Below are 24,936 nucleotides of genomic sequence, written 5' to 3'. Positions count from 1 at the left end.
GAGTACAATAGCATATCTCCAAAGGGGAGTAGCGTCCAAGAATATTTCTTGGAAACAAAGTCGTCATTACGTAGAACTTAGTTCTTCCGGCTTTGTTGGCATTTTCATTACATATGTCTAGCAAGACCTTTGCCTATTAACGGCAGAGGTCTTTTTTGTATTCATTACCAATTTCTTCCAAAGTTAATAGGCAGGAGTATGGGGAAACTAAATAGTGGGGAAATTCTTCACTTATTTAGTACTTATAGAAATGAGAGGAGAATGTACATGGATGTATCATTATTATTGGAGTATGGTTGGGTATTACTCATCCTAATTGCACTAGAGGGGATTTTAGCAGCTGATAACGCTCTTGTTCTTGCAATTATGGTAAAACATTTACCAGAAGAAAAACGTAAGAAAGCACTATTTTACGGATTAGCGGGGGCATTTGTTTTCCGTTTCGGATCGTTATTTATGATTTCGTTCTTAGTCGACGTATGGCAAGTGCAAGCAATCGGTGCCATTTACCTTATGTTTATCGCTGGTAATCACTTATTTAAAACGTATGTTAAAAAGAATACGGATGAAGAAACAGAAGAAAAAGAAGCAAAGAAAAAACAAGAGAATTTTTGGTGGACTGTATTTAAAGTTGAGGTTGCTGATATCGCCTTCGCAGTTGATTCTATTTTAGCTGCTGTTGCATTAGCAATGACTTTACCGAAAACAGGATTAGGTACAATTGGTAGTCTTGATACTGGACAATTCGTTGTAATCTTTGTAGGTGGACTTATCGGATTAATCATTATGCGATTTGCAGCAACTGCTTTCGTACAAATCTTAAAACGTAAACCAGGACTTGAAACTGCAGCATTCTTAATTGTAGGTTGGGTTGGTGTGAAACTAGCAGTTTATACATTAGCACACCCTGCATTAAATGTAATTCCACATTCATTCCCAGAATCTACACCATGGAAGCTTACATTCTGGATTGTATTAGTTGGAATCGCAGTTGGCGGCTGGTTCTTCTCGAAAGAAGTAGAAACAAAAGTCAAAAAGAATTTAGACGAAAAAGCGCTGTAATTACAGCGCTTTTTTCTTTTTCCTTTCTCGCTCTCAATGTCCAGAAAAATTTCTATTATACTATCTTTTGTAAACGTTTTCTTAATGTATGTATGTCCTTTTTGTGAAACATTGCACAAACTTATTGAAACTATGACCGAATCCATGTACTTTATTCATATAAGGAGTATTTATAGATGATGTACTAAAGGAGCGTATTACTCATGCTAGAACAAGGATTAGATTATGTTGTCAAACTGGCTAAGAGCAAAAAACAAATGCTAGATATAAACCCGATGCAATATTTCATTCGTGCCGCACTTGCGGGTATTTATATCGGTTTTATTATCGTACTATGTTTTAAATTAGGTAACTTCTTTCACATTGCAGATTCACCAGCCACTTATTTAGCGGCTTCTATGTTTTTCGGAATTGCCCTCGTCCTTATTATATATGGCGGCGCTGAATTATTTACTGGAAACACAATGTACTTCACTGTAGCAACTTTAAGAAAAGAAACAACGATTTCTGATACACTTCGTAACTGGGTTGCTTGTTATGCAGGTAACTTAGCCGGCGCATTATTCTTTGCCTTACTATTTTACGCAACTGGAATTTTTGAAGCAATTGATCACGGTCACTTAATGAGTAAAGTCGTTGAAGGAAAGATGAATACACCTACAATGCAGTTATTCTTTAAAGCCATTTTATGTAACTGGCTCGTATGTCTTGCTTGCTTCTTACCTTCTCAGGTTAAAGGTGACACAGCAAAAATAATGGTCATGATGCTACTTGTTTTCACATTCTTCTTATCTGGTTACGAACATAGTATTGCAAACTTATCACTCTTTGCTTTATCTTTAGTTTCACCGCATCCTGAGACAATTTCTTTTTCAGGTGCTATTCATAACTTAATTCCTGTTACAATTGGTAACATTATTGGCGGATCAGTATTTGTCGGTATGGTATACCACTACTTAACAAAGAAAACGCCTGAAGTTCAACAGGAAGAAACTGAAATCGCAACAGCTCAACAAGAAGAGATTATTCCTTTACAAGCCCATATGAAACATTAAAAACTCCAAAGTTTTACTTTGGAGTTTTTAGCTTCCCACGTATTTAACAACAAGGTGAGGAGTAATTTCTCCTTCTTCCTTTCCCTTATCCATTCTCTGTTTCATCTTGTGCATACCGATGACATCATTCGTATGTAAGTGCACTTCATTTACACATAAACCCTCTTTACAAAAAGCATCTACAAAATCTAGTCCATTTTTCGCTCCCCATCCCATATTAAAATCAAGAGAAAGAATATTCACATCATAATCCCGAACCATTTGCAAAGCACGTTCTACTGTAGTTGCGAGCACATACCCGTACGGACAACTTCTTTGATCATCCATATATACATTCATATTCTATCCCCCTCTCTATTTTGCATACGTGATTAACATGTAACATATTGCCCCGAGACTAATAAAAGGGCCAAACGGAATTTGCGTCCTCATTTTCACACGCTTTAATACTATACCAACTCCAAAGAAACAAAGACTAAAGCAAGAGGCTAAAAATAAAATCATAAAAATCCCTTTCAGTCCCACTATAAATCCAAGTAGCGAAAGTAATTTTACATCACCTCCCCCAAGCCCTTCAGGATATATCTTTTGCATGCAATATAACAAAATGAATATAACGCCACTACCAACTATACTATCTGGCCATGTGACTAACGGTACAAAAATACATTCTAAAATGAGTAAACAGGCAAACCAAGCTAGAATACGATTTGGGATTAACATATATATGTAATCTGTAACTGAAATAATAAGAAGTAATGAAAAAAGCGATAAAATGATAATAAGCTCTCGTTCCACCCCGATCATATATACCGTAAGAAAAAATATCATTCCGGTTACAAGTTCAAATACTACGTACAAAATTGAAATTTCCCTCTTACAATTCGTACAACGCCCCCTTTGTATACAAAATGAAATGATTGGAATCAATTCTTTTGGCTTTAGCACATACTTACAATAATGACAATGTGAGCGAGGGACAATGATAGACTCCCCTAGTGGAACTCTCATCGCAATTACCATAAAAAAGGAACCAAACACCATCCCCACTAACAATGCATATACATAAGTGAACATCCCTTCCTCTCCTTTCCACAAGAACATAGCAAAAAAAGGAGAGAACTTCTACTTCATATTATCTCTATTCTATTAAAAAAGCAGGCCATTTTCTGGCCTGCTTTCCCCTCTTTTATACAATGAAATATACTGCTTTTAATGGGCCATGTACACCGACAACAAGATTCATTTCAATATCTGCCGAGTTACTAGGTCCTGTAATAAAGTTAATACAAGATGCCACTGTCTCACCATTTTCTACACGCGAGTTCATATCCTCAACTGCTTGTGTAATACGAGGCACAAGTGTTTCACGTGGAATAATAGCAAAGTATACGGTCGGTAAAAAGTGTAAAGAACGACCTTGGCCTTTATGACTTTGTACAACGATCGTACCAGATTCAGCTAAAGTATAATCACTAAAGGCAATTCCAATATTCGCTCTTTCTGCGATACGCATATTCTCTTCTTTTTTCTCAGGATCCCATACATTTACTTCAACATTTTGCTTTGGAAGCTCTTCTTTAAATAAAGAAGTCAATCCATAAGAATCAAAACGTTCATCTGCCGATAACATAATAGGTCCCCCGCCGTTTTCCACGATTACTTTTTGAATATCTTCACGTAAACGGTCATTTGTCGTTTCCACAACAGTTGTATGAATGTTTGTACATTGATTTTTAAATACTTCTAACAATTCTTCTTGTGAATAATCTTTTAACGTTTCTTTATTCACATTATTTTTCCACACTGGACGTTTTACACCATCCGTTTTACGCGCGCGTCCAAGTTCTTTTGCAATATTCTCTAGAAAGGACTCACGGTTTTGAATTAATCCTGTCATTATTTGTCCCCGCCTTTCTTATGGTCTTTATACCAATCACGGAATCGTTCTTTACTTGGAGCCGGGAATTCACGAATATCTGTCCAATTTTTAAGTGGCCCAACACCTTTTGATACACGGTTACCAGATGTAAATGGACTCATGGCTGCTGGCGCCATTTTTGATCCCATTTTATATAAAGCTGCTGAAGATGCACCCATACTAAACATTTTCATTGCCAATTTCTCTGCAAGTGGAGCACGCCCTTCTTGCTCAACGATAACTTGACGATGTTTTAATAATAAATCATGTAATGGAATTTTTACTGGACAAGCTTCTGTACACGCTCCGCATAAACTAGAGGCATAAGGAAGCTCTTTGTAATCATCATATCCGCCTAAAAGTGGTGTTAATACCGCACCGATTGGTCCTGAGTATATAGAACCATATGAATGTCCACCAACGTGACGATATACAGGGCATACGTTCACACAAGCAGCACAACGAATACATTGCAACACTTGACGGAATTCAGATCCAAGAATTTGAGAACGACCATTATCAACAACAACTAAGTGGAATTCTTCTGGCCCATCTACTTCCTCTTCTTGAATTGGTCCCGCTACAGTTACATAACTTGTTAACTTTTGACCTACTGCACTACGACATAGTAAACCAACTAAAACATCTAATTCTTCCATTGTTGGAACCATACGTTCCATACCCATTACTGCAATTTGTGTTTTCGGAATCGACATAACAAGATCGGCATTACCTTCATTCGTTACTAAACAAAGAGAACCAGTATTTGCAACAGCAAAATTACAACCTGTTACACCAATTTCCGCATCCATAAATTTCTCACGAAGTTGCTTACGAACAAACTTTGTCATTTCGTATGGATCGTCAGAATTTTCATAGCCAAGTTTTTCTTTAAATACATCACGAATTTGCGTTCTATTTTTATGAAGTGCAGGTGCAATAATATGTGAAGGTGGATCGTTATCTACTTGCAAGATATACTCTCCTAAGTCACTTTCTAACACTTCACAACCGATTTCTTCAAGCGCATGGTTCATACTAATTTCTTCTGTTACCATCGACTTTGATTTTACTACTTTTTTTGCCTGCTTCTTTTTTGCAACATCTTGAATATACTTTGCTGCTTCCTCTTTCGTTTTCGCAAAGTACACATGTCCGCCTCTTTTTGATACATTTTCACTTAACTGCATTAAGTAATAATCAAGATTTTCTAACGTATGTTGACGAATTTCTTCACCGAGTTCACGCCATTCTTCCCAGTTTCCTAATTCATCCGCTGCTTTTAAGCGATTCGTATATAAGCGTGTTTGTGCAGATGATACTGCTCCGCGCATAAACGAATCTTGAATTCCATCGCCAACGCGATCATTAAATTTTTTCTCACTGATTTTCATAGACATAGCTTATGTTCCCCCTTCATGAGCGACTATTCAGTACCTCAGCAATATGCATTACTTTTATTTCTTTTCCTAAACGCTCAATACGTCCGCCAATGTTTAACAAACACCCACAATCTGCACCGATTAAATAATCAGCACCTGTTTCCATTGCACTATCTACCTTTTCATCTACCATTTGCTCAGAAATTGGAGTCATCTTCACTGAAAACGTTCCCCCAAACCCGCAACAATTTTGCACATTTGGTAACTCTCTCACAGTTAATCCTTTTACATTTGATAATAAAATTCCTGGTGCCTCTGTTACTCCAAGCATACGTGTCATATGACATGACTTATGAATAGTAGCGATCCCTGGTAAACTTGCACCAACATCAGTAACCTTTAAAACATCTACAATAAATTGTGTAAATTCATATGTTTTATCAGCAACTTTTTGTGCACGTTTAGCCCACTTCGGATCATCTTTAAAAACATGCGGATACTCATGAAACATTGTCGCACAAGAACCAGATGGCGTAACGATATATTCTGCATCTTCGAAAGTTTCAATCATATGTTTCATCGCTTCTTTTGCTGCTTCTACATGGCCGCTATTATAAGCAGGCTGACCACAACAAACTTGTGCTTCTGGAAATTCAATTTCACAACCTAAACGCTCCAACACTTCAACTGTTGCTTTGCCGACGTTTGTTTCAAACATATCGACTAAACAAGTAACAAATAAAGTAACTTTCATAATTATTGCTCCCCCTTTTTACAACTCCACCAACAAACATATGGTCATCAGATGACTAAGAAAAGAAGAAGTAGGCTCAACCATGGCCTATCCTCTCCCTTTTCTAAAGAAAACGCTTACTTAATCTCTCTCTATTTTATCAAAAAATTTGATTTTTAAAAGATTAAATTACGAATTTATATCGTTTATACCTGTGACAATATGTTCTACATTTGTTAAATGATCTAGCATTGCTTGCTGCGCTGATTCTACATCTTGCTTTAACACTGCATCATATATAACTTGATGCTCTTCTATAAGTCGTTCTGATGTTGTTTGTTCACCATATAAAATAATGCGTCTTGATTCACCAATTGTTTCAGCAATCATCTCTGAAACATGATTCATGAGTTCAAGCAAAATGTTGTTATGCGAAGACTCCGCAATTCCCATATGGAACTGAAAATCTGCTTTTTCACCAGCTTTTTCATCTCCAATGCTCTTTGCCATTTCATCTAACCAATGCTTCATATTTTTCAAATTCTCTTCCGTACGCTTTGCCGCAGCTGCTCGAACTGCCCCCACTTCAAGCACCTTTCGTACTTCTAACAAATTCAAAATATCTTCTTTCTTCATTAATAATCTATTGTTTAACGATTTTGTTAATGAAGAAGAATCGAAATTCTTCACATATGTACCTTCTCCTTGTTTCATCTCAATTAAGCCCATCGCTCTTAGCGCACTTAACGCTTCACGAACAGCAGATCTGCCCACTTGAAACTGCTCAGCTAATTGATGTACAGGAAGTAGTTTGTCACCAGGTTTTAACGTACCATTTTTAATCATTGTTAAAATAGCTTCAGATACTTCTTCGTAAATTTTTTTCGGTTTAATCGATTTGTACTCCAGTTAAATCACCTCAGTATCTTCCAAACAACAATTGAAACGATTTATAAGAACTTTGCATCATAACTATTTTAGAACGAATTGGTAAGAAGTACAAATGTTTTGTTCATAAAATCGTCAAATTTTCAATATTTATTACGTATTAATTTATATCTTTCTGTATAACTATTGTCTCCTATACAAAAAAGCATGCCCTAAAAATTAGAACATGCTCTCCTCATCCTGTACTTTCAATTTAATAATAACCGTCGTCCCATTTCCTTTTTCACTTTCAATTCGCCACTGTCCATCATGTATATGAACAATTTGCCTTACAATAGCAAGACCTAAACCTGTTCCACCATGTTGGCGACTTCTCGCTTTATCAACGCGGTAAAAACGTTCTCCAAGATTTTCTAAATGCTCTGTATCAATACCGATTCCCGTATCTTTTATGTTCAATTCACAGTAATCATCTATTTGCCTAAGCGTTATCACAATATCCCCATTTGGATTCGTATACCGTATCGCATTATCTAACACGTTATGAAGCACTTGTTGCATACGATCCTCATCAATCATTACAATGATTTCTGGATTTAAATTTGTTGAAACACGAATTTTCTTTTCAATAAATTTAATCTCATACGTATCTAACACATCTTCAATAAGTTGTGAAAAAACGATAGGTTGTTTCTTTAAAGGAAAATGTTCCCCTTCTAATTGTGCTAAATCTAACAAATCATGAACGAGACGCTGCATACGATCTGCTTCTTTATGAATGAGCTGTGTTACTTTTTCCTGCTGTGGTCCCTTCGCTACACCATCTAAAATAGCCTCGCTATATCCTTTTATATAACTTAATGGTGTTCTTAGCTCGTGTGAAACGTTAGCTAAAAATTCCTTACGCTTTACGTCTTCTGTCTCTAAAGAATTTGCCATTTTATTAAATGCTTTTCCTAATCGTCCAATTTCATCTTCGGAAGAAATTGTAATTCTTTCTGAGAAATCTCCCGTAGCTAAATGATTCGCAACTCGTTCCATTTGCGAAAGTGGCCTCGTAATAGCAATAATAATCTTTCTACCAATCCATATTGTCAGTAAAGTTATAGCAAGTACTAACGGTGCCAAAATAAGGCCCATATCATATATTAAGTCTTTTATACTTTTTAAAGGAATATATGAATATACAATACCAACTAATTTTTTATTCTCTAAAACAGGGATGACAACCCCCATAATATTACGATCAAAATGTTCCTCATACCCTATCTTTGTCACAGTTTTCCCATCTAATAATGCTTGCCTGTCCCCTTCACTTATAAGAGAATGATGATGCACATCAAAAGGTAAGCATGCGCTTAAATCACGTGGGTTCGATACGAAAAGAACGTCTGAACTAGATATTTGATCAAATGCTCTTACTTTCTCTTCAAAAGTTGATATACCTTCACGCTTATCATATTGCGCAGCAAGACCCTTCCCCTCCGTTACTAATGAATCTTTTAAATTATCAACATATAGTTTTTCGTACGAGTATAAAGATACAAAATAAAGAAAAGAAACTGTTACAAATACTGCACATACTACTGTTAGCCAAAGCTTCTGTACCATCGTAAACATACGTTACACCTCAAATTTATAGCCTACACCCCAAACAGTTTGAATGTAGTTTCCACTTTCTCCAAGTTTCAAACGCATCGTTTTCACGTGCGTATCTACTGTTCTTGTACTACCGGCATAATCATATCCCCATACTTTTTCCAACAATTGCTCTCGGCTAAATACTTGTCCCGTATGTTGGCAAAGAAAATAGAGTAAATCAAACTCTTTTACTGTAAGAGAAATCGGCTCACCATCCGCCTCAATCTTCCTACTTTTTTCATTAATCAGGATCGGTCCAAACTGAACTTCCTCTTGTTGTTCTTGCTTTGTATAACGTCTTAACACAGCTTCCATACGAGCAATTAATTCTCCAGGACTAAATGGCTTTACAATATAATCATCTGCTCCCATACGTAAGCCGTTCACCCTATTCCACTCTTCACCTTTTGCTGTTAAAAATATAATTGGTACATCTGACGTCTTTCTAATTTCTTTACAAACTGAAAGTCCATCCATCTCTGGCATCATAATATCTAGTACAACGAAATCATAATGATTCGTCTCTAATTTTTGTAGAGCTTCTTTTCCATTTTCAGCTTCTCCCCACTCGTACCCGAAATTATCTAAGTACATGCCAACAAGCTGTCTCATATCACTTTCATCATCTACAACTAGCACCCTATATTTACTCATTGTCCTTCCCTTCTCTCTCTATGAGTTGAAACGGCCCTTTTCCGACTTTAATTGTTTGTTTTATTTTCAAATTCTTCATATCCATGACGCACAATTCATCACTATCATAGCTTGCTACGTATCCTTCTGCTCCGCTCTTCAAAAATGCAAATGGGTTCGATCCTACTTCTACAGAAGCAACCTCTTTATACGTGCCAACATCAAACTTTCTAAGTGTATTCGAGCCGTGACTCAATGCAAATACATACTTATTATCCTTCGTTATATTCACAGGCATGAATGGGGCGTGTAAAGAACGTACCATTTCCCCGCTCTGCAAAGAATACACTAATACTTTCTCATTCACTTGATTTCCATCACCATGCCCGCCAATCCATATTTCTTTCCCATTCGGACTAATTGTCGCTCCCGTTGACGCTGGAGGAATCATAAAGGATTGGATTACTTCTTTTTTCTTTGTATCAATTGTCGTTAACTTCGTATCATAAAAGTTTAGTACAGATAACTGTTTATCGTGCTCTACCATCGTTATTGGTCCTTTTCCGGTTGACACACTCCCTGTCTCTTTCCCTTTTACCGTAAAAAACCTTACCTTTTGAGCCTTTTGATCAGCAGCAAATAATTGCTTTTTATCTTCTGATACGACCACATTTACAATGCCTCTTCCCGTTTTATACTTGTCCACTTGCCTTCCTTCTGCTAGTGAATATACATACATGTACTCTAACTGCTTGCCATATACAATTATGTCCTCACCGTTTGGAAGTAGTGCAATTCCTGCCATTGGTTCATTAAGTTCCCATGTCGTCATTAACTTTTTAGTTTGTTTATCCACAAAACTAAGACTACCTTCTTTTATATTCGTTGTTATAATAACACTTTTATCTTTAGCAATCGGTGTATATGAACTTCCTTGACACCCTACTAATAGAAATAAAAAACAGAGAAGAAAAACATACTTTCTCAAAAGATTCCCTCCATCTTCGGATGATTTCGTTATAATTGTAAAATAACAAATAAATGTGTGGAAATTGTGAAATTCCCCTTTCTTATATCATTTACATATATAATGTACAACAAATAGAATTTGAGGTGTGCAAATTATGCTTTTTCCTGATTTAGCGAATAAAATTGTACGAGAAGTACGCAGACTAATTAAAGAAAATGTCATTATTATTAATATACAAGGCGTTATTATCGCAAGTACAGATGTAGAAAGAATCGGTCAATTTCATGAAGGTGCACTCCGCTGTGCGAAACAAAAGAAAACTGTCATTATTACAAAAGAAGATGAACGACGTTTGCAAGGCGTAAAGGCGGGTATGAACCTCCCCTTACTATTCCATGACGAAGTAATTGGTGTCATTGGAATTACAGGCGAACCTGAAAATATTTCGCAATACGGAGAAATATTACGTAAAATGACTGAACTACTCATTCACGAAAACTACTTTTTAGAACAACTAGAACTTGAACACCGTTCTTATGAAGCATTTGTCTTTGATTGGCTTCAAAATACAGACTGGTCTCCAAGCTTTCTCGACCGTGCAAAAACACTTGGTATTGATTTATATAAGAAGAAACAACTTATTTTGTTCTCTATCGATCAAAATGACACGATGCTTCAGCGTAAAGTTTGGCAACACGTACGCAATCTATTAACAAAGGAGCACCTATTTGTTCGCTGGGGAAATGATCGATTTATTTTATTTACATCCACGAACTCCAAAGAGCAAACGTATCAATTTTTAAAACGATTAAAACAAGACTGTGAAACTTTATTTTCTATTCCTTTATATATCGGGATTGGACAAACCGTTACGCCAAACAATATGAACTTATCGTACGAACAAGCGTTACAAGCTCTTTCCGTATCACTTGAAACGAAGAAAATTGTATTTAATGAAGATTTACGTTTAGAAATGTGCCTACAAGATATTTCTGCTGAAACGCGTGAACAGTTTCTAAGGCGCACCATCGAAAACTTACTATCATCACCTGAACTTATGCACACTTTACGTTTATTTATCGATTATAACCAATCTTATAAACAAACAGCGGAGCAATTACATATACACATTAATACATTGCATTACAGACTTAAAAAGATTGAGGAGCATACAGGACTTGACCCGAAACAATTCAAAGACTTAAACATTTTATACTTTTCTCTCCTCTTATTAGATAATCACACAAAAAATAATAATAAAATAGATTAATCTTTAGATGATTATACATAGAAAGAATCCCCCAACTTTTTTATCATTATAATGAAAGCACTGTTACAACGTTTTTTATTATGACTAAATACGTTAACAGTTTGAGGGGGATTTCCAATGTTAGAAAAGCAAATTATTCATTCATTCGTATCCATTGTTGGCGAAGATAATGTAGATACATCCAATATGGGGCGTTTAACGTATAGTTATGATGCCACTCCAAACTTCCAAGCAATGCCTGATGCAGTCATTGCTCCTCGTAATACAAATGAAGTAACTGAAGTATTAAAAGTATGTAACGCTCACAAAATTCCTGTATATGTTCGTGGTTCCGGAACAAACCTTTGCGCAGGGACATGCCCACTTGAAGGCGGTATTGTTCTTATCTTCCGCCATATGAATAACATTTTAGAAATTGACGAAGAGAATTTAACAATTACTGTACAAGCTGGTGTCATTACACTTGATATTATTAAAGCGGTAGAAGAAAAAGGTTTATTTTATCCACCAGATCCAAGCTCGATGAAAATTTCTACAATTGGCGGTAACATTAATGAAAACTCAGGTGGATTACGCGGATTAAAATATGGCGTAACACGTGATTATGTGATGGGTCTTGAACTTGTCTTACCAAATGGCGATATGATTCGTACTGGTGGTAAATTAGCAAAAGATGTAGCTGGTTACGATTTAACTCGTTTATTTATCGGTTCTGAAGGAACACTTGGCGTCGTAACAGAAGCGATATTAAAACTTGTTCCTATGCCTGAAACGAAGAAAACGATGCTTGCGCTATATGAAGATATTAATGAAGCCGCACGCGCTGTTTCTTCTATTATTGCAAATAAAATCATTCCAGCGACACTCGAGTTTTTAGACCAGCCGACAATTGAAGTTGTAGAAGAGTTTGCACAAATCGGTTTACCAACTGACGTAAAAGCAATTTTATTAATTGAACAAGATGGTCCACCTGAAGTTGTCAATCGAGATATTGAAAAAATGGCTAACGTTTGCCGCTCTATGAATGCAGTCGATGTTCGCGTTGCAAAAGATGAAGCGGAAGCAGATGCGCTTCGTACTGCTCGCCGTAGCGCACTATCAGCACTTGCAAGACTAAAACCTACAACAATACTTGAAGATGCAACTGTGCCACGTTCACAAATCGCTCCGATGGTTGAAGCGATTAATGCCATTGCAAAAAAATATAATATTCCTATTTGTACGTTTGGACATGCTGGTGATGGTAATCTACATCCAACTTGTATGACCGATGCTCGTAATGAAGAAGAAATGCACCGAGCTGAACAAGCTTTTGCTGAAATATTTGCAAAAGCAATCGAACTTGGCGGCACGATTACTGGCGAACATGGTGTTGGTGCGATGAAAGCTCCGTATTTAGAAATGAAATTAGGTAAAGAAGGTATTGCTGCTATGCAAGGGATTAAACAAGCCTTCGATCCAAATAACATTATGAATCCAGGAAAGATGTTCGCGAAGGACACTCGTAAAAGAGTGGTGGTTGAGCGATGACAACATTAAATAAAGAAAACATTCAAAAAGAATTTAAAGAACGATTAAGTGAAGATGAACTACTAAACTGTATGCGATGCGGTTTCTGCTTACCAACTTGCCCTACTTACATTCAATCTGGATATAAAGAATCACATTCACCACGAGGACGTATCGCGTTAATGAAAGCGGTCGTTGACGGTTTGATTGAGCCAGATGAAGATGTTGAAAATACATTAAATGTTTGCCTCGGTTGCCGTGCTTGTGAACCTGTTTGTCCATCTGGTGTGAATTATGGACATTTATTAGAAGAAGCTCGTGATATTATAAATCAAAACAAAAAGTTCTCGGTACCAGTGAGAGCTGTTCGTAAAGTCGTTTTTGAAGGACTCTTCCCGCATCAAAATCGAATGAGAACATTAACCGGTCTAATTGGATTTTATCAGCGTTCTGGTTTACAAACGATAACACATAAAACAGGGATTATGAAACTATTCCCTGAAACACTTGCAACGATGGATCTCGTTCTACCAAAAGTCCCTAAAATGAAAGCAATGAAAGATCGCCCTGAATTTTTACATGCTGAAAGTACAAAGAAGAAACAAGTTGCATTCTTCACAGGTTGTTTAATGGATACGATGTTTTTAGAAACAAATAATGCAACAATGAAACTGCTTCAGTTAGCTGGTTGTGATATCGTTATTCCAAAAACACAAAGTTGCTGCGGGGCATTACATGGGCATGCTGGTGAGAAAAACGGTGCAAAAGAATTAGCGAAACGCAATATAAAAGCATTCGAAGATTTAAACATCGATTATATTATTACGAATGCTGGTGGTTGCGGAGCTTACCTCGTAGACTACGATTATCTTTTAAAAGATGATCCACAGTGGGCTGAACGTGCGAAGCAGTTTGTTTCTAAAATTAAAGATATTACTGCTATTCTAGTAGAACTAGACTTCCACAAGCGAACTGACTTACGACTCACGCCGCAAATTGTTACGTATCAAGACTCTTGTCATTTACGCAATGTTATGCGAACATCTTCAGAACCTCGTATGTTACTAGAAGCAATTCAAGGCGCAACATACCGTGAAATGAAAGACGCGGATCGCTGCTGTGGTTCTGCTGGTATTTACAATATTGTTCATTCAGAGTTATCCATGGAATTTCTAGATTACAAAATGGACCGTGTACACGAAACAGAAGCGACAACCATTGTCACTGCAAATCCAGGTTGTTTATTACAAATGAAATTAGGCATTGAGCGAGAAGGTCTTTCTCATAAAATGAGAGGAATTCACATTGTAGATTTATTATTAGAAGCAATTGAAACCAACTCGTAATAACTCGTAACATACGTAATAATAAGAAAACGGCTATCTCCTTCGTCTACGTAAAGAGATAGCCGCTTTTTTGTCCTCTACAACATTAAAAATATGTTACTTTATTATAAAAAAGAACGACAGAAACATTACAGTTTTGTAAAAATCAATCCAGTATATTCCTCAAAAAAACTCTCAAACCATTGATACAATAGGATTCTTCATTTTCTATTTAGGTAACTTTATCCAAAAATCCCCTCTTAAAAACAAGTATAAAAGTGCTGAAAATTCCTTTTATACTCTATGTTTCTCTTATTTTTCCTCTTTTCCCCTCTTAGGATAAATTAGGTAAATTTTAAGTCTATGAATTTTTTTCCATCTTTTTTCTCACAAAATCTATGCTACGATGAATTTGTCAGTCAGACAGGCTGTCAAAAACAAATCGTGTGAAAACAAATTAAAACTTTATATAGGGGGACACACATCATGAAAAAGCGTGTTTTATTATCTGTAGCTGCTGCAACGGCTCTTACTTTAGGAGTATCTTCTCTAGATGCACAAGCTGCAACAGTACAACCATCTAACATAAAGGTTCAAAATATTCAGCATTCAAAAGTGATGATGAAGCAAATGAGCCAACAAGAATTACAAGCATTCTTACAATCTATGGGCGTGGAATCATTAGCACAATGGCAACAAGGAAACTTCCAACCAAATTGCATTATTCCTGGTCAACAACCTACTGAAAATGTTGTAACTGAGCAACCAACAGCTAAGCCAGAAACTCAAAAGCCAGTTGAGCAAAAACCAGTTGAGCAAAAGCCTGCTGAAGAAGTTCAAAAACCAGAAGCTCAAAAGCCTGCTGAAAACAACAATACTCAAAAACCAGCTGAACAAAAACCTGCTGAGCAAAAGCCTGCTGAAGAAGCAAAATCTTTAAGCGAGTTCGAACAACGTGTTGTTGAATTAACAAACGCTGAGCGTACAAAACAAGGTTTACCAGCTTTAAAAATCGATACTGAATTAAGCAAAGTAGCACGTATTAAATCTGAAGATATGCAAAAAAACAACTACTTTGATCATAACAGCCCTACATACGGGTCTCCGTTTGACATGATGAAGAAATTTGGTATTTCTTATACATCAGCCGGTGAAAACATCGCTCAAGGCCAACGTACACCTGAAGAAGTAGTACAAGCTTGGATGAACAGCGCTGGACACCGTGCAAACATCTTAAATAACGGTTTCACTCACATCGGTGTTGGCTACGTAGAAAGCGGTAACTACTGGACACAACAATTTATTACGAAGTAAATAGATTAAAAGAGTCTTCTCATTATGAGAAGACTCTTTTTTATGTTTCATAACTTTCTATTATGTATGAGTATAAAATGTAAAACATGAACAAAATAGAACCACTACTTATTACACTAAGTAATACATAAAACCCCCACTTCAAATTCAAAAATAATGAAAATAATATACTACATGCCATCATTTGAAAAATCCGCCTACTCACTAAACGGATCTTTTGTAATTTGATTGGGTCTTTTTCCGTACTCTGAACTTGTTTAAACAACTTACTAAGCATAAACAGAAATATACTAATCCCAATTGTTAGTCCTGTTTGAAAGGATATCATACTTCCAAAATTAATAAAGAGAATGAGCATATGGATAAACAACATAAATAAAGTAATCGTCTTTAGAAATCCACTTATAATGACATGCTCGCCTTCATTAAACTTATATATATTATGTGAAATAATATACATCAATCCATGTAAAAAAATAAGAAAAAAAGGAATAAATGCTATAACAACTTGTTTACTCATAAAATCGTTCGGCCCACCATTTTCATCCCAATGTACAGCCATCTCATTCGGTAAATATGGATAGAGGCATAGAGTAACTAAAAGACAAGCGAAAAATATTCCTAGTATATATTTATATTTGACCAAGTGATTCTCACCTCTCTTTTCTCTTAACGGCTTCGCTTCTTTTAGAGAAATTCCTGCAAAAATCTACTTTTCTCAAATTTAAACTTACATTTTACGCATTCACCCTTTGAAATTCTTTCATTGTATTATTTAATTTTGTAGAAAATGGTACATCCACTTCAATCTCTTCTTTCGTAATTGGATGTAAGAAGTTTATTTTCATCGCATGTAATGCTTGCCCGGACATATATTGCGTTTGCCCACCATATAATACATCCCCGACTAGTGGATTACCATTATAGCTCATATGAACACGAATTTGATGAGTTCTACCCGTTTCTAATTGTAACGTTACGAGCGTAATATTTTGGTTCTTAAAATACTTCTCTACTTTATAAAATGTGATTGCTTGGTCTCCATTTGGAGAAACACGTCGTCTCGTCGCATGATGGCGATCTCTCCCAATCGCTGCGTCAATTGTTCCTTGTTTCTTTTTCACTTTTCCTTCGACAAGTGCCGCATATGTTCTTTTAATTTTTCGTTCCATTAATAAACGATCCATAATTGCACCCGCAATTCTATGCTTAGCAAACACGACACCACCTGTCGTATCTTTATCTAACCGATGAATATGACGAACCTTCGTCTCTAAACCTTGCATTTGAAAATGAAAGGCAACAAGGTTTGCAAGTGTTCCCGTCCCGCCTTTTTCAGCAGGATGCGTATCCATCTTCTCAGGCTTATTTACAATAAGTACATGATCATCTTCATATACTACATCTAGTTCACCATACTCCGGTTCTACATCGTATGCTTCCTCTATAAACATATGCACTTGTAGCTTATCGCCCTCTTTTAAAAGTTCATTCCATCTTCTCTGTTCCCCGTTAACGGTAACACCTTTTTCCATACGAAGCTGATGTAACAACTTTTTCGGTATTTCCCATTCTATTTTTAATAATGACTCAATGCTTATACCATTCCATTTCGCTGGAACAGTAATTTCGCACCATTCACCCTTCTTCTTCGTTTCCATACTGTATCACCTTATTTCTATTGATTCTATCATTGTAACGGAAAATACAATTTGATGCACCGTCAAAAATAGAGGACAGTCTTATAATAGACTGCCCCTCACGCTCTACGCTTTTTCATTTCCTGCAATACTTCTTCCGCTTTTTGTTCATACGATAAATCTTTAAAGAAATCCGCCAACCTTTTATAATCGTTATACGTATCTAATAAGTCATCCATTTTTTCTACTTTCATCACTTGTTGCTTTTGCTTCATTTTTACCGGATAACGATAGCCCGATACCTCTTGTATTTTGTAATACTCATCCTCTACTTGAATAACCTTTACAAGTTCCTCTTCTTCCGCATCCATCGTATACCCATCAAAATCTCTAAGCAATTCATAAATGATATGAGTCCATTCATCTTTTGGGTAAAACCCTTTTTCTAACCGATAACCGACAATGCGATACATATGCCCATCGTTTTCTGCAAACTGTACTGTATCATTTAGTTTAAACTTAAAATAACGAAACATTGCCTTCACCTACTTATATGTAATGTTCTTATCACATACTATTTGCAAAATGTAGGTCTTGCTATTCATAAAAAAATACTCATCTATGAGATGAGTATTTTTTACGATGATTTTTCTCTTTTCTTTCGAAATGGTAACCACCAATTCCAGTCTCCAAACAATTTCATTAAACTTGGTACAAGCATAAGACGAATAATTGTTGCATCAAGGAATATCGCTAATGCAACACCAAGCCCCATTTGTCTTACTGGTAAAATATCAGTAAAGGCGAATGCACCCGTTACAACAATCATAATTAATGCAGCTGATGTAATGATTCTACTTGTTGAAACAAGTCCTTCTAACGTAGCTTGATCGTTATCTCCTGTTTCTTCATATAACTCATGGATACGTGAAATAAGAAAGACTTCATAATCCATGCTAAGCCCAAATACGAGGCCGAAAATGAAGATTGGTAAGACAAATAGAACAGGACTTGCCTCTAAACCGAAATGCCCACCTTCAAATAACCAAACAACAATTCCAATTGTTGCGCTTAAACTAAGTATATTCATAATAATTGCCTTAATTGGAATGAGTATAGATCGGAATGCGAATAATAATATAACAAAGGTCGATCCAAATATAACAGACATCCCAATTGCAACTTTATCTTTAATTTCATCTTCTAACTCTTGTTGGAACGTCGTCATTCCGCCTAAATAATACGTAACATCTGTTTCTTTATAATTTTGTTTAAAATCACGAACCCATTGTTTAGCAGTTTCAGTACGTGGTTTTGTTTTTAGAAAGACTTCTATCGTCGTCTTATTCCCTTTCGTGTATGCTTCAAATATAGGAGCTAGTTTTGCTGCTTCTGGCGACGCTACTATTCCAGCAACTTGATCTGCTTTCATACCTGTTAACCCGTCGTATAAACTTCTTACTTCATGCACTTTTTTATCGTCTTTTAACTTTTGAACGACTTCTTCTACCTTTTGTAAACTTTCTTTTTCTTTCATATCTTTTTTCGTCTCTACCACTAACGTAACATCAGCATGTGTTTTTGCCGTTTCATTAAATGCCTCTTCGTACTTCTCATATGCAATTCTTGTATCACTTTGTTTAGGTAAAGCTTCCACATCAGGGAACTGCAAATTAGCTGTACGTAACGGTAATAAGCAAATCACAATAAATGTTGTAACAACAATAATCATCGCAATTGGATGTTTCATTACAAATTGTGCAAATGTACGCCACGCTCTTGCTGGTGTATGTGCTACCTGATTCTTTTTTAATATTCGTTTACCAATTAATGATAATAGCGCTGGAAGAAGTGTGAGTGAAAATAAAATACTCATAATCACAACAATCATTCCGCTAATTGCAACTGACTGAATATAATCAATTTTAAAGAAGAACAAACCGGATAAGCCAACAAATACACATAATCCTGAAAATACGATTGCACGCCCTGCTGTCTGATATGTAATTGTTATCGCTTCTTTTACCGTTCGCTTTGCAACTTCCTCTCGAAAGCGATTTACAAATAATAGTGCAAAATCAATAGATAATGCAAGTCCAATCATCGGTGCAACATTTAACACAAAGATAGATAGTTCCTTATCGCTACCTATAAAGTATAATATGCCCATCGTACTAATAACACTAAGTGCCCCATTTAGAATTGGTAAAATAGATGCCAAAAGGCTACCAAATGAAAATAGTAATACAAGAAATGCAATTGGTAATCCAATCATCTCTGCTACTTTTAAATCATTTTGCGTTCTTTCATTAATCTCTTGATTAATTTTTGGAAATCCTGTCGGCGTTACTTTTAACGATGCATTACTTTCCTTTTCGACTTTATCAGCAAATTGTAACGTCTTTTCCATTCGTTCCTTATTTGTTTTCCCGGAAAATAAAATTGTCGCATAGCCGATATCATCTTGTAACATTTCTTTATTTTGCATTGGATGATGGAAAGATTCATAAGTCTCTTTCTCTTGTACATTCTTTACAATTCTTTCTACTTGTTTTTGAAATTCCTCATGTGAAACATCTTTCTTTTTTTCAAAAACGAGTAAAAGTGTATCTTGAGACCTCTTAAAATCTTTATCTAAAATTTCTTTCGTTTTTTGATAGTCCCCTTCTGTTTGGAAACCGTCACCACCTAATACTCCTGGTAGCTTTGGAGCAAAAATACCGAGTCCTATCGCAAGCAATAGTAATGCTACAATTACCGTATAGCGAAACTGATACAAAAAAGCTCCTAACTTCCCCCACTTATCTACTTTATGTACATTTGTTTTCACACATTTTCACCTACTTTAAATAATTCAATTGTCATTTATACTGTATCACATCTTCATGCAAACAAAAAACGTCTGGAAACACTATAATGATAGTTTTTCCAGACGTTTTTTATCCCGCTTTAACGGGCAGTAAGACCCCCACCTCACAATTCAGCGAAAGAAAAGAAGTTAGGTGGGGGGCGGGCTGCCCATTAAAGTCCGATTGGTGAGGGCTAATAATCAGTGAGGGATGAAGAAAACCCACTGATTAAAGTTTCACTTTATCTCTCTTTATTAAGTCCCAATCTCTCGGTAAGTAAACGGTGGCAATAAATCGCCATAATTAGCAAAATACCACCTACGCAATAACCCGCTAAAATATCAGTTGGATAGTGTACATTTAAAATAACTCTACTTAACCCAATCGATACAATGACTATTCCCATCAAAATCGTTATCACATATTTCCCAGTTACACTCTTCAAATTAGCGGCAATGATATAAGCAAGAAATCCGAATGTCATAATAGATAACATCGCATGCCCACTAGGGAAACTATACCCAAGTGCATCGAACGCTTCATTTAACGACGGACGCTCCCTTTTCGCAATTTCTTTTATCCCTTTATTTACAAGATGTGTTACTAAAATACCAACTGGATACACGATCATCGCAGCGTAATAACGTTTTCTCCAAAAAACAAGTAAACTTATAACGAGCGTAATTACAATCCCAATGGCAGACCCTAATTTTGTATAGTGTGAGAAAAATGCAAGCGACTCTTCTGTTTGTATTCCTTTTACTAATCCTCGGACGTATGTATCCATCACTGTAACGCCACCCGCATGTACGCGCCAAGCAACAATGCCAAATACAGCAAATAATAAAGCGATACATACTAGCTCATATTGATGTAACTTCTTTTTCAAACGATTTCCTCCTACTATGAAAAAATGCGATTTCTACTGTAGAAACCGCATTCCCTTGCTTATTTACCTTTTGTTTTTAACTCTGTCCAGTAACGATCATAGTCTTTTAACTTATCGTCTACATCAACAAGCCATTCTGTACGATCTAATTCTTCTTTTGTTAAGAAAATCATATGGTTATCACGATATTCTTTACTATGAAGAGGATGAGCTTTTTCATTTGGATTACTGTATCCAATTGACTCGTAGTTTTTCACACTTACTTTCTCATCTAGTAAGTAGTTCATAAACTTCTCTGCAAGTTCTTTATTTTTCGCACCTTTTGGAATTGCTAACGTATCAGCCCAAATTGTGCCGCCTTCTTTTGGTACAACGTACTCTACATCTTTATTATCTTTAGCGATAAATGCTGCATCTCCAGACCAAACTGTTCCGATCCAAGCATCTTCTGTAATGAATTTTTGTTTAATATTATCTGTATCAAATGCTAATAAGTTTGGAAGCAGCTTCTTTAAATCATCTGCTGCTGTCTTTAACTGCGCATCGTCTTTCGTGCTGTTTGAGAAACCATGCTTCTTAAGACCCATACCTAATACTTCACGAGAATCATTTAATAAAGTTACATGCCCTTTATATTTCTCATTCCATAGGTCAGCCCAGCTTGTAGGAGCTTCTTTCACATACTTTTTATTGTATGCAATCCCTGTTACACCCCAAGTGTATACTAAAGAATATTTATTCTCTGGATCAAACGCAGGTGTTTTGAAATTAGAAACCATATTTTCGATATTCGGGATATTCTTTTTGTCTAACGGCGCTAATAAATCCATTTTTGCCATTGTTTTAACCATGTAATCAGATGGCTGAATTAAATCATACTTCGCGCCACCAGCTTGTAATTTCGCAAGCATTTCTTCATTACTTGCGTACTTATCATAGTTAATTTTTACGTTATACTTCTTTTCAAAATCTCTTAGCACTTGCTCATCAAAATTGTCAGCCCAGCTATAAATGTTTAACTCTTCTTTCTTTTCACCACAACCAGCAAGTACACCAGCAACAAGACTAAAGCTAATTGCTGCACCGGCTAATCTTTTCATTAATTTCATCGGTTTATTACCCCCTCGTACTTTCTATATCGTTCGTATTATAAAGGAAGGTGTCCTCCAGAGTTTTCTTCACCATCTGCACCTTTGTTACGGAAGATTTCAGATAGAACCATTAATCCTACGATAGCTACAATTAAAATTGTAGAAAGGGCATTAATTTCTGGTGATACTCCGCGCTTAACCATACTGTAAATGTATAATGGCAATGTTGTTGATCCTGGTCCTGATACGAAGAAACTAATTACAAAATCATCAATTGATAATGTGAATGTTAATAATGCAGCTGAAATAACTCCTGGTGCAATTGCCGGGAACGTTACAAAGCGAAACGTTTGCCAAGGCGTTGCTCCTAAATCATTCGCAGCCTCTTCTAGATCACGTCCCATGCCAGAAAGACGTGCTGCTAAAATAACGACAACAAATGAAATACTAAATGTAATGTGCGCAATAATAATTGTTGTTTTACCAAGTTCCATACCTAATTGACTGAATAAAATAAGTAAAGATAATCCCATTAAAATATCAGGGATTAAAATTGGTAAATACACAAGACCGTTAATAGCACCTTCATAACGATATTTATAACGATGTAATGCAATCGCGAAAATCACACCAAGAACCGTCGTTACAATTGTCGTTACGATCGCAATCGTCATACTATTTACAAACGCATCAATAACATCTTGTTTTTGAAATAAATCTGTATACCAATGGAATGTGAATCCTTCCCATTCCGCATTAATGCGCGAATCATTGAAGGAATATACCATTAAAACCATCATTGGAAAATACAAGAACAATAAAATTAACCAAGAATAAGAAACTAAAAACTTCTTCATCTTTGCCTATTCCCCTCCGTTCCCATCATATTTATATACTTTCGTTGCACGATAATATAAGTAAATTAACAGAACAGAGAATAGAACAACAATCATAGATAACGCAGATCCAAACGGCCAGTCACGCGCTCCTAAGAATTGATTTTGAATTACGTTTCCGATTAATGCTACTTTCGATCCACCCATAACGTCTGATACAACAAACATTCCGATAGAAGAAACAAACACTAAAATAGAACCAGTAGCAATCCCTGACATCGTCATTGGTACTGTAACATTCCAAAATGCCTTTACTGGTGTTGCCCCTAAATCATAAGCTGCTTCTAGCTTACGCTTATCAAGCTGCTCAATCGCTGCATACACTGGTAATATCATAAATGGTAATAAAGAATATACCATACCGAGTATTACAGAAGGTGTATTATATAGTAAATTTAAAGGTTCATTAATAATACCTAGTTTCAATAGCAATGTGTTTACAAGACCTTGTGAACGTAAAATAACAATCCATGCATATGAACGAACAAGGAAGTTAATCCAAAACGGGATCGTTGCCAATAATAAAAGAATAGAACGATATTTACGATCAACAATCGTAATTGTATACGCAAATGGATAACCAATTACTAAACAGATTACTGTTGTAATAACTGCAATCTTAACAGTTTCCCATAACGTCCCCATATATAATGGATCAAATACACGCGCTATGTTTTCTAATGTGAATTGCATTTCCACTGTCCCATATGCTCCGCGCTGCATGAAGGCAAATGCCAATACAAACAGAAGGGGAATTAGGAAGAAGATTAACAGCCACGCGACTGTCGGTAGTGCGAGTAATTTCCCTTTTTTCAATTTAAGGTCACCTCGTCCTCTTGCTCCCAGCCTACGTATACATTATCTCCAATGCTCCACTGCGCTGCTTCTTCAGCAGTTTGATACGCCATTAGTAATTCTGATGTTTTCTCATCACGTACATAAAGCTTTTCCATATTTCCAACAAACTCAATGTCTTCAATATGTCCAAGATGGTATTCTTTTAAAATCGGTTCTTCAACCGAACGCACTTTTACGTTTTCAGGGCGAATTGCTACATAGCCTTCCCCGTTTTTCACAATATTATTTTCACCGATAAATGTCGCAACGAACAACGTTTTCGGCTTATTATAAATTTCTTTCGGCGTTCCAATTTGTTCAATATGTCCTTTATTCATAACTACGATACGATCACTCATGCTCATCGCCTCTTCTTGATCGTGCGTTACGTATATGAATGTAATTCCTAAATTACGTTGTAAGTTTTTCAATTCACGTTGCAAATCTTTTCTTAACTTAAAGTCTAACGCCCCAAGTGGCTCATCTAGTAATAGTACGCGCGGATTATTTACAATCGCTCTCGCAATTGCTACACGCTGCTGTTGTCCACCAGAAAGCTTTGCAGGTTTACGATTACGGAACTCAAGTAACTGCGTTAAACGCATTGCCTCTTCAGCACGCTCTTTCTGCTCTGCTGCCGGTACTTTCTGCATTTTCATACCGAAACAAATATTTTTCTCCACATTCATATGTGGGAATAGCGCATAATGTTGGAACACTAGGTTCATATGACGCTTATATGGTGGCAAATCGTTAATCTTTTCATCATCTAATAAAAGATTCCCTTTAGTTGGAGTTTCAAATCCTGCGATCATACGAAGTAATGTCGTTTTCCCGCAACCACTCGGCCCTAAAATTGTTAAAAATTCCCCTTCTTTAATATCTAAAGAAAGCGGTGGGATAATCACTTGATTTCCAAAATGTTTTTCTACTGCTTCAACTTTAATAATCTTTTTCATTTTCCCGTCCTATCTATCTTAAATTTAAATTTTTATATTCATGAATAAATATTTATGTTCTATAGACTATTT

General features: G+C 36.1%; 24 protein-coding genes and 1 riboswitch. Of the genes, 6 read left to right on the top strand and 18 right to left on the bottom strand.

Annotated elements, in window-relative coordinates; all coding sequences use genetic code 11:
• Window positions 1-11 precede the first annotated feature (11 nt).
• Window positions 12-185, top strand: a riboswitch (yybP-ykoY riboswitch).
• Between the two features lie 82 nt (window positions 186-267).
• Together AC3WVA_RS10575 and AC3WVA_RS10570 are read left to right on the top strand one after the other, a co-directional pair.
• Complete coding sequence (locus AC3WVA_RS10575) at window positions 268-1,062, top strand: TerC family protein (RefSeq protein ID WP_492321901.1); 795 nt, start codon at window positions 268-270, stop codon at window positions 1,060-1,062.
• Window positions 1,063-1,265: 203 nt separating this feature from the next.
• Window positions 1,266-2,117, top strand: a complete 852-nt coding sequence (locus AC3WVA_RS10570; RefSeq protein WP_098344502.1) for a formate/nitrite transporter family protein — start codon at window positions 1,266-1,268, stop codon at window positions 2,115-2,117.
• Window positions 2,118-2,144: 27 nt separating this feature from the next.
• Here the strand turns inward: AC3WVA_RS10570 and AC3WVA_RS10565 are convergent, their stop codons facing one another.
• The 9 genes from AC3WVA_RS10565 to AC3WVA_RS10525 form a co-directional block, all read right to left on the bottom strand.
• A complete protein-coding gene (locus AC3WVA_RS10565; protein ID WP_098344503.1) occupies window positions 2,145-2,456 on the bottom strand; it encodes a cyclic-phosphate processing receiver domain-containing protein in 312 nt (103 codons plus the stop codon).
• A gap of 15 nt (window positions 2,457-2,471) precedes the next feature.
• Window positions 2,472-3,194, bottom strand: a complete 723-nt coding sequence (locus tag AC3WVA_RS10560; RefSeq protein ID WP_098344504.1) for a prepilin peptidase — start codon at window positions 3,192-3,194, stop codon at window positions 2,472-2,474.
• Between the two features lie 112 nt (window positions 3,195-3,306).
• Window positions 3,307-4,017, bottom strand: a complete 711-nt coding sequence (locus AC3WVA_RS10555) for a LutC/YkgG family protein (protein ID WP_098344505.1) — start codon at window positions 4,015-4,017, stop codon at window positions 3,307-3,309.
• Entirely contained in the window at window positions 4,017-5,438 is a 1,422-nt protein-coding gene (locus AC3WVA_RS10550; protein ID WP_000061914.1) for a LutB/LldF family L-lactate oxidation iron-sulfur protein, read from the bottom strand. Before AC3WVA_RS10550 ends, AC3WVA_RS10555 begins: the two co-directional genes overlap by 1 nt.
• Window positions 5,439-5,454: 16 nt before the next feature.
• Window positions 5,455-6,174, bottom strand: coding sequence for a (Fe-S)-binding protein (locus tag AC3WVA_RS10545; RefSeq protein ID WP_000869149.1), 720 nt, complete (start codon window positions 6,172-6,174; stop codon window positions 5,455-5,457).
• 168 nt (window positions 6,175-6,342) lie between these two features.
• Window positions 6,343-7,032 (bottom strand): FadR/GntR family transcriptional regulator, encoded by a 690-nt coding sequence (locus AC3WVA_RS10540; RefSeq protein WP_255285105.1) that lies wholly within the window; start codon window positions 7,030-7,032, stop codon window positions 6,343-6,345.
• Window positions 7,033-7,260: 228 nt separating this feature from the next.
• Window positions 7,261-8,661 (bottom strand): sensor histidine kinase, encoded by a 1,401-nt coding sequence (locus AC3WVA_RS10535; RefSeq protein WP_048526782.1) that lies wholly within the window; start codon window positions 8,659-8,661, stop codon window positions 7,261-7,263.
• Window positions 8,662-8,664: 3 nt separating this feature from the next.
• Window positions 8,665-9,336 carry a response regulator transcription factor gene (locus AC3WVA_RS10530; protein ID WP_000049882.1) on the bottom strand — a complete coding sequence of 224 codons (672 nt, stop codon included), beginning with the start codon at window positions 9,334-9,336 and terminating at the stop codon, window positions 8,665-8,667.
• Window positions 9,329-10,303 (bottom strand): YncE family protein, encoded by a 975-nt coding sequence (locus AC3WVA_RS10525; RefSeq protein WP_492321900.1) that lies wholly within the window; start codon window positions 10,301-10,303, stop codon window positions 9,329-9,331. The genes AC3WVA_RS10530 and AC3WVA_RS10525 overlap by 8 nt, the downstream gene beginning before the upstream one ends.
• A 136-nt stretch (window positions 10,304-10,439) precedes the next feature.
• On the opposite strand from AC3WVA_RS10525, the gene AC3WVA_RS10520 reads away from it, so the two are divergent.
• The 4 genes from AC3WVA_RS10520 (at window position 10,440) to AC3WVA_RS10505 (ending at window position 15,703) form a co-directional block, all read left to right on the top strand.
• Window positions 10,440-11,555 (top strand): CdaR family transcriptional regulator, encoded by a 1,116-nt coding sequence (locus AC3WVA_RS10520; protein ID WP_492321899.1) that lies wholly within the window; start codon window positions 10,440-10,442, stop codon window positions 11,553-11,555.
• Between the two features lie 117 nt (window positions 11,556-11,672).
• A complete protein-coding gene (gene glcD / locus AC3WVA_RS10515) occupies window positions 11,673-13,085 on the top strand; it encodes a glycolate oxidase subunit GlcD (RefSeq protein WP_098521103.1) in 1,413 nt (470 codons plus the stop codon).
• The gene (locus AC3WVA_RS10510) at window positions 13,082-14,410 is read left to right on the top strand and encodes a (Fe-S)-binding protein (RefSeq protein ID WP_048526778.1); all 1,329 of its coding nucleotides are present in this window, start codon (window positions 13,082-13,084) and stop codon (window positions 14,408-14,410) included. Before glcD ends, AC3WVA_RS10510 begins: the two co-directional genes overlap by 4 nt.
• 465 nt (window positions 14,411-14,875) lie before the next feature.
• A complete protein-coding gene (locus tag AC3WVA_RS10505) occupies window positions 14,876-15,703 on the top strand; it encodes a CAP domain-containing protein (RefSeq protein ID WP_071758941.1) in 828 nt (275 codons plus the stop codon).
• A gap of 40 nt (window positions 15,704-15,743) precedes the next feature.
• Here AC3WVA_RS10505 and AC3WVA_RS10500 read toward each other — a convergent pair whose 3' ends face one another.
• The 9 genes from AC3WVA_RS10500 to potA form a co-directional block, all read right to left on the bottom strand.
• Window positions 15,744-16,349 carry a DUF1648 domain-containing protein gene (locus AC3WVA_RS10500; protein ID WP_048526776.1) on the bottom strand — a complete coding sequence of 202 codons (606 nt, stop codon included), beginning with the start codon at window positions 16,347-16,349 and terminating at the stop codon, window positions 15,744-15,746.
• 91 nt (window positions 16,350-16,440) lie between these two features.
• Window positions 16,441-17,364, bottom strand: coding sequence for an RluA family pseudouridine synthase (locus AC3WVA_RS10495; protein WP_098521101.1), 924 nt, complete (start codon window positions 17,362-17,364; stop codon window positions 16,441-16,443).
• A gap of 98 nt (window positions 17,365-17,462) precedes the next feature.
• On the bottom strand, window positions 17,463-17,879 hold the full coding sequence (locus tag AC3WVA_RS10490) for a YodN-related protein (RefSeq protein WP_048526774.1): 417 nt from the start codon (window positions 17,877-17,879) through the stop codon (window positions 17,463-17,465).
• 101 nt (window positions 17,880-17,980) lie between these two features.
• Window positions 17,981-20,173 carry an MMPL family transporter gene (locus AC3WVA_RS10485; protein ID WP_492321898.1) on the bottom strand — a complete coding sequence of 731 codons (2,193 nt, stop codon included), beginning with the start codon at window positions 20,171-20,173 and terminating at the stop codon, window positions 17,981-17,983.
• A gap of 260 nt (window positions 20,174-20,433) precedes the next feature.
• Window positions 20,434-21,081 (bottom strand): phosphatase PAP2 family protein, encoded by a 648-nt coding sequence (locus AC3WVA_RS10480; protein ID WP_098344510.1) that lies wholly within the window; start codon window positions 21,079-21,081, stop codon window positions 20,434-20,436.
• Between the two features lie 59 nt (window positions 21,082-21,140).
• Complete coding sequence (potD, locus tag AC3WVA_RS10475; protein ID WP_048526771.1) at window positions 21,141-22,190, bottom strand: spermidine/putrescine ABC transporter substrate-binding protein PotD; 1,050 nt, start codon at window positions 22,188-22,190, stop codon at window positions 21,141-21,143.
• 38 nt (window positions 22,191-22,228) lie between these two features.
• Complete coding sequence (potC, locus tag AC3WVA_RS10470; RefSeq protein WP_000714198.1) at window positions 22,229-23,029, bottom strand: spermidine/putrescine ABC transporter permease PotC; 801 nt, start codon at window positions 23,027-23,029, stop codon at window positions 22,229-22,231.
• Between the two features lie 6 nt (window positions 23,030-23,035).
• Window positions 23,036-23,884 (bottom strand): spermidine/putrescine ABC transporter permease PotB, encoded by an 849-nt coding sequence (potB, locus tag AC3WVA_RS10465; RefSeq protein ID WP_048526770.1) that lies wholly within the window; start codon window positions 23,882-23,884, stop codon window positions 23,036-23,038.
• Window positions 23,881-24,864 carry a spermidine/putrescine ABC transporter ATP-binding protein PotA gene (gene potA / locus AC3WVA_RS10460; RefSeq protein ID WP_000720319.1) on the bottom strand — a complete coding sequence of 328 codons (984 nt, stop codon included), beginning with the start codon at window positions 24,862-24,864 and terminating at the stop codon, window positions 23,881-23,883. Before potA ends, potB begins: the two co-directional genes overlap by 4 nt.
• Window positions 24,865-24,936: the final 72 nt, after the last annotated feature.

It is taken from the genome of Bacillus sp. EB106-04-02-XG92, from assembly GCF_058791995.1.
Note: the sequence above shows the minus strand (reverse complement) of the source record. Positions and strands in the feature narration are given on the sequence as shown.

What these genes read in the sequence shown, in the direction of transcription:
- potD (WP_048526771.1), bottom strand. Translation starts at nt 22,190, where the DNA reads ATGAAATTAATGAAAAGATTAGCCGGTGCAGCAATTAGCTTTAGTCTT.
- AC3WVA_RS10490 (WP_048526774.1), bottom strand. Translation starts at nt 17,879, where the DNA reads ATGTTTCGTTATTTTAAGTTTAAACTAAATGATACAGTACAGTTTGCA.
- glcD (WP_098521103.1), top strand. Translation starts at nt 11,673, where the DNA reads ATGTTAGAAAAGCAAATTATTCATTCATTCGTATCCATTGTTGGCGAA.
- AC3WVA_RS10545 (WP_000869149.1), bottom strand. Translation starts at nt 6,174, where the DNA reads ATGAAAGTTACTTTATTTGTTACTTGTTTAGTCGATATGTTTGAAACA.
- AC3WVA_RS10575 (WP_492321901.1), top strand. Translation starts at nt 268, where the DNA reads ATGGATGTATCATTATTATTGGAGTATGGTTGGGTATTACTCATCCTA.
- AC3WVA_RS10505 (WP_071758941.1), top strand. Translation starts at nt 14,876, where the DNA reads ATGAAAAAGCGTGTTTTATTATCTGTAGCTGCTGCAACGGCTCTTACT.
- potA (WP_000720319.1), bottom strand. Translation starts at nt 24,864, where the DNA reads ATGAAAAAGATTATTAAAGTTGAAGCAGTAGAAAAACATTTTGGAAAT.
- AC3WVA_RS10555 (WP_098344505.1), bottom strand. Translation starts at nt 4,017, where the DNA reads ATGACAGGATTAATTCAAAACCGTGAGTCCTTTCTAGAGAATATTGCA.
- AC3WVA_RS10535 (WP_048526782.1), bottom strand. Translation starts at nt 8,661, where the DNA reads ATGTTTACGATGGTACAGAAGCTTTGGCTAACAGTAGTATGTGCAGTA.
- AC3WVA_RS10510 (WP_048526778.1), top strand. Translation starts at nt 13,082, where the DNA reads ATGACAACATTAAATAAAGAAAACATTCAAAAAGAATTTAAAGAACGA.
- AC3WVA_RS10495 (WP_098521101.1), bottom strand. Translation starts at nt 17,364, where the DNA reads ATGGAAACGAAGAAGAAGGGTGAATGGTGCGAAATTACTGTTCCAGCG.
- AC3WVA_RS10565 (WP_098344503.1), bottom strand. Translation starts at nt 2,456, where the DNA reads ATGAATGTATATATGGATGATCAAAGAAGTTGTCCGTACGGGTATGTG.
- AC3WVA_RS10570 (WP_098344502.1), top strand. Translation starts at nt 1,266, where the DNA reads ATGCTAGAACAAGGATTAGATTATGTTGTCAAACTGGCTAAGAGCAAA.
- AC3WVA_RS10550 (WP_000061914.1), bottom strand. Translation starts at nt 5,438, where the DNA reads ATGTCTATGAAAATCAGTGAGAAAAAATTTAATGATCGCGTTGGCGAT.
- AC3WVA_RS10520 (WP_492321899.1), top strand. Translation starts at nt 10,440, where the DNA reads ATGCTTTTTCCTGATTTAGCGAATAAAATTGTACGAGAAGTACGCAGA.
- AC3WVA_RS10560 (WP_098344504.1), bottom strand. Translation starts at nt 3,194, where the DNA reads ATGTTCACTTATGTATATGCATTGTTAGTGGGGATGGTGTTTGGTTCC.
- AC3WVA_RS10530 (WP_000049882.1), bottom strand. Translation starts at nt 9,336, where the DNA reads ATGAGTAAATATAGGGTGCTAGTTGTAGATGATGAAAGTGATATGAGA.
- potC (WP_000714198.1), bottom strand. Translation starts at nt 23,029, where the DNA reads ATGAAGAAGTTTTTAGTTTCTTATTCTTGGTTAATTTTATTGTTCTTG.